The sequence below is a fragment of the Sinomonas sp. G460-2 genome (genome assembly GCF_047759905.1).
Lineage (GTDB): Bacteria > Actinomycetota > Actinomycetes > Actinomycetales > Micrococcaceae > Sinomonas.
Genome location: NZ_JBKZWT010000150.1, coordinates 1 through 8,663, shown reverse-complemented (window position 1 = coordinate 8,663; position 8,663 = coordinate 1). Strand labels below are relative to the sequence as shown.

7 protein-coding genes and 1 pseudogene are annotated in these 8,663 nt (G+C 67.8%); 3 read left to right on the top strand and 5 right to left on the bottom strand.

Translation table 11 applies throughout. The annotated features are described in order from the left end of the window. Positions 1–140 precede the first annotated feature (140 nt). The 5 genes from ACLN58_RS13835 to ACLN58_RS13815 form a co-directional block, all read right to left on the bottom strand. Positions 141–1,604: a glycosyltransferase family 87 protein gene (locus ACLN58_RS13835; protein ID WP_415855839.1), complete on the bottom strand. Its 1,464-nt coding sequence runs from the start codon at positions 1,602–1,604 to the stop codon at positions 141–143. A 74-nt stretch (positions 1,605–1,678) separates the two neighbouring features. Next, the gene (locus ACLN58_RS13830; RefSeq protein ID WP_415855838.1) at positions 1,679–2,521 is read right to left on the bottom strand and encodes a trypsin-like serine protease; all 843 of its coding nucleotides are present in this window, start codon (positions 2,519–2,521) and stop codon (positions 1,679–1,681) included. A 72-nt stretch (positions 2,522–2,593) separates the two neighbouring features. Beyond that, entirely contained in the window at positions 2,594–2,818 is a 225-nt protein-coding gene (locus tag ACLN58_RS13825) for a hypothetical protein (RefSeq protein WP_415855837.1), read from the bottom strand. 529 nt (positions 2,819–3,347) lie between these two features. Next, positions 3,348–3,929 (bottom strand): histidine phosphatase family protein, encoded by a 582-nt coding sequence (locus ACLN58_RS13820; RefSeq protein ID WP_415855836.1) that lies wholly within the window; start codon positions 3,927–3,929, stop codon positions 3,348–3,350. Next, positions 3,926–5,419, bottom strand: a complete 1,494-nt coding sequence (locus ACLN58_RS13815; RefSeq protein ID WP_415855835.1) for a CCA tRNA nucleotidyltransferase — start codon at positions 5,417–5,419, stop codon at positions 3,926–3,928. The genes ACLN58_RS13820 and ACLN58_RS13815 overlap by 4 nt, the downstream gene beginning before the upstream one ends. Before the next feature lie 139 nt (positions 5,420–5,558). Here ACLN58_RS13815 and ACLN58_RS13810 point away from each other — a divergent pair, with 139 nt between their 5' ends. From ACLN58_RS13810 to ACLN58_RS13800, 3 genes and pseudogenes are all read left to right on the top strand, one after another. Beyond that, the gene (locus ACLN58_RS13810) at positions 5,559–6,065 is read left to right on the top strand and encodes an NUDIX hydrolase (RefSeq protein WP_415855840.1); all 507 of its coding nucleotides are present in this window, start codon (positions 5,559–5,561) and stop codon (positions 6,063–6,065) included. A 7-nt stretch (positions 6,066–6,072) separates the two neighbouring features. Beyond that, positions 6,073–8,034 carry a murein biosynthesis integral membrane protein MurJ gene (gene murJ / locus ACLN58_RS13805; protein ID WP_415855834.1) on the top strand — a complete coding sequence of 654 codons (1,962 nt, stop codon included), beginning with the start codon at positions 6,073–6,075 and terminating at the stop codon, positions 8,032–8,034. A gap of 120 nt (positions 8,035–8,154) precedes the next feature. Further along, positions 8,155–8,663, top strand: a pseudogene (locus tag ACLN58_RS13800) (ABC transporter substrate-binding protein); the annotation flags it as partial.

Genomic DNA, 8,663 nt, shown 5'->3' with positions numbered 1-8,663 from the left:
CGTCTTGCCGGTGCCGGGCGGGGCTTGGACGACGGCGACGCCCGCGCCAGTCGCCGTGAGGGCCGCCTCGAGCTCGACCATGGCCTCGGCGAACGGGAGTCCGGCACCGATCGCTGCGAGGTCGAAGGGACGCGCCACGCCTAGCTCTGCTCGGCGGAAACGCTCACCCGCGGCGGCCCCTCGAGAACCGGCGGGAGCGTGAACACGTCCGGCGCGCCGTCGAATTCGCCGCCCTGTGGGTCGTCCTGATGGCTGCGGCGGACGGGGTCGCGCGAAGGGTCGTAGATGTCTGAAATGACATGCGAGCACATATATGCCAGAGCAGCCATATGAACGGCAACGGCTAAGACGTAATACGGCGAGTCGATGTTGTTCTGCACGGGCCCGTTGCTCGTGGTCCACCCGAGGTACATCCAGACCGCGACCCAGTGCAGCGCCTCCGCCGACATCCAGATGAGGAAGTCGCGCCAGCGCGGGCGGGCGAGCGCGAAGAGCGGAATGAGCCACAGGACATACTGGGGCGAATAGACCTTGCTGGTGAGCACGAAGGCCGCCACCACGAGGAACGCGAGCTGGGCCACGCGCGGCCGGCGCGGCGCGTGGAGCGCGACGAACGCAATCGCGAGGCAGCACAACCCGAATCCCACGACGAACAGCCCGTTGGCCGCGGGCGTCGAGATCTTCGCGAGCTGGAGCCTCTCGGCCAGGAGATTCCAGGCGAAGTAGGCCGAGGAGAAACCGGGGTCCCGGTCCGTCGAGTACTGGAAGAAGAACGCCCAGCCCTTCGGATCACCCACCATCGCGGGCAGGTTGACGGCGGCCCACGCTGCGAGGGCGGAACCGAGCAGCGCGACTGTCTGGCGCCAACGGCCGGTCCGGATCGCGAGGAGCACGAACACGCCGAGCACGAGCGCTGGATAGAACTTCGTCGCGGTGCCAAGACCGATAGCGATCCCCGCGAGCACGGGCCGGTTCCGCGCGAACGCGAGCAGGCCGAGCGAAAGGAGCGCGACGGCCCAGAAGTCCCAGTTGATGAACCCAGCCAGGATCGCGCCGGGAGCAATCGCCACGAGCGCGGCGTCCCAAGGCCTCCGGGGATTGGCCCGGGCGGTCGCCATGACGGCGACCATCCACATGACCGCGGCCAGGACCGCGTTGAGGTCGAAGTACGCGCCGGCCCGCGCGGGCGTAGCTCCCGTTCCCGGAATGGCGAGCGCCGTCAGGCCCGCGATGAGGGACGTGATGACCGGGTACTCGAACGGGGACCCGTGTGAGAACAGCGGGAGGACGCCGTCCGCGAGACCGCGTTCCTTGAAGAGCGTGGGGAAGTCGGAATAGCACGTGGCGTAGAACTCGGTCGGCGAGGTCCAGCCGTTCACGCGGCAGTACCCCTTGATGAGCACCCCGCCGATCGCGGCCACGGCGGTCAGGAGCAGCAGAATGAGTTCGGGGTTCCACAAGGCGCTCCGCGCCGCTCCCGGGGCCGCGTGGGAGCCGAGGGGGCCACCCACCCCTTCGCTGAGCGTGACCACGAGGGGATCGTTCCGGCTCGGCGAGATGACGGCGCGCGGCGCGCGCGCGCCGTCATCCGCGGAGGGTTCCATGGGTCAGAGCATACCGGCCAGGCCTTGCCGCCCTGCTGGTGCCGCCCGCCATCCGACGGGCGGCACCAGCGGGACTACGACCCGACGCCGAACCCCGCCAGCCAGGACTGGACCGGCGCGAGATCGACGCGCTGCAGGCCGTCCAGCGCGAGGCAGTTCTTGCGCCCGAAGCTCGTGAGCCCAACAATCGTGCCGTCGAGGAACGCGGGGCCGCCGGAATCGCCGGAGCAGATGCCACCCGTACCCATGCCCGGATTGACGTTGCCGTGGGTCGTGAGGATCTGCGGACCGATCTTCTGGGCGCGCAGATCCACGGACCGGCGGATGAGCGGATACGTGATCGGAACGCGCCGCTGCGGGCCCGAGGCCGGCTTGCCGAGCTCCGTGCCGTAGCCAACCGCTGTCACGACCGTCTTGGGGACGTCACCGGGCGCGAGCGCTTCGAGCGTCCCCGCCGCGGCGAGCGAGTAGAAGGGGAGGGAGACGGGCGAATCGAGGACGATCACGCCGACGTCATTCCAGTTGTTCTCGTCCGTGAAGTGGGAGAAGTCCGGGTCGGTGTGCGCGGTCCCCTGGACGCGACCCGCGAGATCGGCCGTCGTGTAGCCCACGCTCCGATCGGCCGCGTTGGGGAAGCCCGAGGGAGGCTGCTCGGCTATCACGGAATCGAAGGAGACGAGCGTCTTTCCAAGCGCACCGTCGGTGCAGTGGGCGGCGGTCAGCAGCACCGTCGGCGAGACGAGCGCAGCCGAGCAGCGGAAGCGACCCTCGGGCGTGTAATACACAATGATCGCGACGCCCGGATGGGCGCTGCCGTCCGGCTCGCCGCCCGTGCTCGCCTGGGCTGGCGCTGCCGTGAGCGCCAGCCCGAAGGCGGCCGCGAGAGCCGCAAAGGCGGCTACGATTTTCCTGCGCATGGGTCCCTTTCTGGTGCACCACGCGTGCACACGAGAGCGATTCTTCACGAGACCCAGGGCGCAGACCAGCATTTACCGCACAGGAATTGTCAGGGCGACTTCGCGCTGAACGGCCTCGCGATGGGCCTCGATGCGCTCAGCATCGACTTGCGATGCGAAAGCGCGCAGCACGCGCTGGACCACGGTACTCACCTCCTGCGATATGGGCTCAGCGGACGACGGCGGGTGGTCGCCTTCCGGGAGGGGCGTTTCGTCGCATTGTTCGAGTGGCAGCGACGAGTGACTCAACGAAGACATGGGTGCTCCTGAGGGCGTAACGAATTACCGCGCACAGGGCGCGGTGAATTACGGCATGCGAAATGCGATGGGATTTCCGAGCTCGTTACCGTGCGCGACGCGCGCAAATGAGGCGCGCGAAATCAGCCGGGCGGGTAGCGGAAAAGCCGGAAAGGCTGTAGCCCAATTCGGGGAGGGCTCAATTCCGGAGAAAGGGAGCACAGGCGTCCGCTCGCGCTGACAGCGTGGGGACGCTCGGGCTACCCGAAGAAGAGGTGCAAGAGTCAGCCCGGAACCGCCGGGCCGGCAAGCTGCTGAGGTCTACGCGAAGACAGCCGTAAACATCGGCAGCAGGCCGCGGACTCCGCCTGCCGTCGTGGCAATCCGACCGCGGTACAGAACCTGGGTAGTCATCATGGGTCCAACCTCCTCTGCTGCCAAATGTGAACTGCTTGGGGCCTCTCGAGGCGACGCTCGGGGCACAAAAGTAAAGTTAGCCCACCGGCAGGAGAAAAGGCAAGCCGCGCGGAGAATTTCTCTGAATTTGGTTTCAGAGGCCCCAGGCCTCGACGGCCGGGGTCTTCTTGTCCCATCCGAGGCGACACACTTTCGCGGTGCCGAGAATGAAATGCCGGCCCTCGATTGGCGCAAGCCGAAGCCAGCGCGCCGTGAGGATACGGCAGAAATGGCCGTGCGCCACGACGAGCACATGAGGCACGCCACTGCCCAAGGCGCGCTCCACGACCCGGTCCGCGCGTGCGGCAACCTGATCGAGGGTCTCGCCGTTCGGCACGCCGTGCGTCCAGATGAGGTAATCGGGATTGTCCTTGCGGACGTCCGAGGACTTGATGCCCTCGTAGTCTCCGTAATCCCATTCGACGGCGTTGGGCTCGGGCTGCGCCTCGGGGAAGCCGGCGAGCTCCGCCGTCCTCCGCGCCCGCTGCAACGGCGACGTGAGCACGAGACCGAAACGGACGCCGTCGAGCGTCGCCTTGGCCTGCCGGGCCTGCTGCTCGCCCTCTGCGGTGAGGGGAAGATCGGTGAGCCCCGTGTACTGGCCGCTCTTGGACCACTCCGTCTCGCCGTGCCGCAGGAGCCACAGCCTCGGTAGCCCGAAGTCCTCGACGCTCACTCGTCCACTCCCGTCTCTGTCGGTGCGCCGGCTTCGAACTCCGGCTGCGCCGCCCACCATTCAAGCAGTTTCGCGCTCGCTTCGTGCTCCGTGACGGGGCCGTTCTCCATGCGCTCCTCGAGCAGGAACTTGTACGCGCGGCCCACGAGCGGACCGGGCTTGATGCCCAGGACGGTCATGATCTGCTGGCCGTCGAGGTCCGGACGAATGGCCGCGAGCTCCTCCTGCTCGGCGAGCTCCGCAATGCGGTGCTCGAGGTCGTCGTAGGCGAAGGCGAGTCGCTCAGCCTTGCGCTGGTTCCGCGTCGTCACGTCGGATCGGGTGAGGCGATGCAGGCGCTCGAGCAGCGGTCCGGCGTCCGTGACGTAGCGACGCACGGCCGAGTCGGTCCACCCCGCGTCGCCATAGCCGTAGAAGCGCATGTGCAGCTCGACGAGCCGTGCCACAGCCTTGATGGTCTCGTTGTCGAAGCGCAGCTCGCGCATGCGCTTCTTGACGAGCTTCGAGCCGACCACGTCGTGGTGGCGGAAGCTCACGCCACCGCCAGGCTCGAAGCGCCGCGTGGCGGGCTTGCCGATGTCGTGGAGGAGCGCCGCGAAGCGCAGCACGAAGTCGGGGCTCGGCACGGGCCCGTCCGGGCCGGACTCGAGGGCCACGGCCTGCTCGAGGACCGTCAGCGAGTGCTGGTAGACGTCCTTGTGGCGGTGATGCTCGTCAACCTCGAGGCGAAGCGCGCTCACCTCCGGCAGCACCACGTCCGCGATCCCGCTCTCCACGAGGAGATCGATCCCCGCTCGCGGGGCCGCACCGTTGATGAGCTTCACGAGTTCCTCGCGGATCCGCTCGGCCGAGACGATCGTGAGCCGCTCCGCCATCGCGGCCATGGCCGCGCGAACCTCGGGGGCGACGTCGACCTTGAGCTGGGACGCGAAGCGGGCGGCGCGCATCATGCGCAGCGGATCGTCGGAGAACGAATCCTCGGGCGCGCCTGGCGTGCGGAGGATCCCGGCATGGAGATCGCTGAGGCCTTCGAACGGGTCCACGAGCTCGAGCGCGGGAAGGCGCAGGGCCATCGCGTTCATGCTGAAGTCGCGGCGCTTGAGGTCCCCGGTGAGGGAAGAGCCGAAGGCGACGACCGGCTTGCGCGACTCGGGGTCGTAGGCCTCGGCGCGGTAGGTCGTGACTTCGAGCTGGAAACCGTCCTTGCGCAGACCGATGGTGCCGAACTCGCGGCCGATCTCCCAGTGTGCGTCCGCCCAGCCCTTGATCACGGCAAGGGTCTCGTCGGGGCTCGCGTTCGTCGTGAAGTCCAGGTCCAGCGATCGGCGACCCAAGAAGAGATCGCGCACGGGCCCACCAACCAGAGACACCTCGAAGCCAGCGCCCACGAACCGCCGGCCGAGCTCGAGCGCCACGGGTTCGACGGTGAAGCGCTCGGGGGGTGACCCGACCGCCGTCGTGTGCGCGTGTTGCGTGTTCTCTTCTGCCATAGTCCTTAAAGCTTGGCAGATCCGCGGCGCAGCCCGAGCACACCTACCGAGCGCCAACCATTGCGAGGGCCTTCTGGTTAGAGTGGACTGCATGGTCATCCCGTTGCCGAGCGACCCTCAGAAGAGGAGGAGTGCGCCCCTGCCATCCGCGATCGGGCCGCACGTCGCGCCGGCCGGACAGGCCTACGTTCATGCCCTTCCGACGGTGGAGGAGATCTCCGCCGGCGGCGTGATTGTCGACACAGGCGACCCGAATCTCCCGGTCGCCATCATCGCGCGGCTCAACCGCGGCGGGCGCCTCGAGTGGTGCCTCCCGAAGGGTCATCCCGAGGGCAAGGAGTCGAACGAGAAGGCTGCCGTGCGTGAGATCAGCGAGGAGACCGGGATCGACGGCCAGATCCTCGCGCCCCTCGGAAGCATCGACTACTGGTTCACGGTCACGGGGCATCGCGTCCACAAGACGGTGCACCACTATCTCCTGCAAGCTGTGGGCGGCGAGCTCACGATCGAAAACGACCCCGACCAGGAGGCCGTCGACGTCGCGTGGGTGCCCATCTCCGAACTCTCACGGCGGCTCTCGTTCCCGAACGAGCGCCGCATCGCAGATCTGGCCCGGGAAGTCCTCCCGGAGCATCTGCTGAAATGACGGCCCCATGATGGCAGCGAAGACCGGAGGGGCGTCGGAGGCCAGGTCCAGTGCCATCATGGCAGTCGGCACGCTACTCTCCCGAGTCCTCGGCTTCCTCCGGCAGCTCATGCTCGTTTACGCGCTGGGCCTCGGCTCGACCGTGACGGACACGTTCGTCAACGCGAACAACCTGCCGAACCTCATCTTCCTGCTGGTCGCGGGCGGCGTGTTCAACACGGTGCTCGTCCCGCAGATCATCAAGGCGAGCGGGGCGCCGGATCGCGGCGCGGACTACATCAGCCGGCTCCTAACGCTCGGCGTCATGGTCACGTTCGGGCTCACGGCGCTCGTGACCATCGCGGCGCCGGTCGTCATGCAGCTCACCACTTCGGGCTACAGCGGGAACCAGTTGGCCCTCGCCACGGTCTTTGCGTATTGGTGTCTCCCGCAGATCTTCTTCTACGGTCTGTATGCGCTGCTGACGCAGGTGCTCAACGCGCACGGCGCGTTCGGGCCCGCCATGTGGGCACCGCTCGTGAACAACATCGTGGCCATCGCCGGCCTCGGGATGTTCATCTGGATCTTCGGCACGAACAACACGCACCAGCACACACTCGACAACTGGGGCACGCCCCAGACGCTGCTCGTCGCGGGGGCCTCGACGATCGGCGTCGTGATCCAGACCGCGATGCTGTTCGTGCCAGTGGGCCGGCTCGGGCTCGGGCTGCGGCCCAAGTTCGGCTGGCGCGGTGTGGGGCTCGGCGCCGCCGCACGCATCGGCGCGTGGACGCTCGCGACGACCGCGGTCGGGCAGCTCACGTTCCTCTACCTCATGAGGGTCGCCTCGATGCCGGGCGCTGTGCGCGAGCACCTCCGCGAGGCGAACCCGGACGATCCCACGTGGCAGTTCATTCCGGGCAACACCGTGCTCGAAATGGCGAGCCAGCTTTATCTCCTGCCGCACTCGATCATCGCGCTCTCGCTCGCAACCGTCCTGTTCAACCGCATGACCCAGGCCTCCCAGTCCGGCAATCGCCAGGGCGTTCGGATAGCGCTTTCCAGCGGGCTGCGCACGATGGCGGTCGCAACCGTGTTCAGCGCCCTCGCCCTCTTCGCCCTCGCCGCGCCGCTCGGGATGTTCTTCTCAGGTGGGCGGCCGTCCGACGGCGTCATGCTCGCCCAGACGCTCAGCATCCTCGCCCTCAGCACGCCGTTCCTGAGCGCGAACTTCATGATGTCCCGCGTGTTCTATTCGTACGAGGACGCGAAGACGCCGTTCAAGATCCAGTTGTGGCTCGGCCTGCTCAACGTGGTCGGGGCCACGGTGATCCAGTTCCTGCCCGCGCGGTACATCATCTTCTCGATCGCCATCCTCTACACGGTGGGGAACGTCCTCTCGGTCGTGTTGAGCGGCGCCTACCTCCGCCGGCTCATCGGGCACCTCGACGGCGCGACCGTGGCCCGCTCCTACATCCGCATGGGCTACGCCGCCCTGGGTTCGGCGATCGCGGGCGGGCTCGCCGTGTGGCTCATGGGCGGGCTTTCGCCGAGCGGCTTCATCTGGAGCTCGACCCTCGCGGCGCTCGTCGGGATCGTCGTGATCGGCATCCCGATGCTCATCGTCTACCTCGTTCTCCTGCGCCTCTTTGGGGTGACCGAACTCCGCGATCTCCTGCGCCCCATCCTGAGCCGCCTCGGGCGGGGCGAGGCCGCGCCGTCGTCCGCTGCGGAGGCGACGCACGACGCCGGTGCTGCCGCCACCTACGGCGGCGAGCCCACCGAAGTCATCGAGGCCGCGTACGCGCTGCGCGAAATCGCGCCGACCATTTCCGACGACACCGGAATCATCCCGCGCATCTCCGGACAGTTCGATCCGAACCTCTACCGCGCGCGTCCCGCCACGCCAACGCCGGGGCCCGGAACCCTGCCCGGACGGCGCACGTATCAGGGCCCTCCCGGGCGCAATCCGCACTTCCGCGACGCCTGACGCGACGCCATCCGGCACCGCTCGACAAGAGTCGACGGGCTGCCGTCCGCTAGGATCAAGTCTTAGCAAAGGGCCCGGCATGTCCGGGCTGGCCGGGGCAGACTTTCAAAGGAGGTACCCGTGTCCCAGTCCATCGACGTCGGCACCGTGCTGGGCGGGCGGTACAAAGTCACATCCTCCATCGTCCAATCGCACGACGGTGACCTGGTTCTCGACGGTGTAGACCAGATCCTCAACCGACCCGTCAGCATCCTCGTCTCCGCTCCGGCCAACGCCGAGCAGCTCGCGCAGAGCGCCCGAGAGGTGGCCACGGGCGAGCGGCCCATCGGCATCCAGGTGCTCGATCTCGGCGTCAGCCACGGGGCGACGTATCTCATTACGAACCACGCCGCGGCCGCCGATCTCCTCGACCTCATCGTCGCGCATGACGCCCCGTACGTGGAGCCGTTCTTCACGGACACGCTCGGCAGTGAGATCTTCGGCGAGGCCCGCTCCAACGAGCCCGAGACGTTCAACGGGCTGTACGACCACGGGTCCCACGACTACATCCAATACGAACCCGAGGACGGCCAGCAGACCGGCGAACCGCGTCCGGCGCAGCCCGGGCCGCGCGGCGGTTCCGTCCCGCC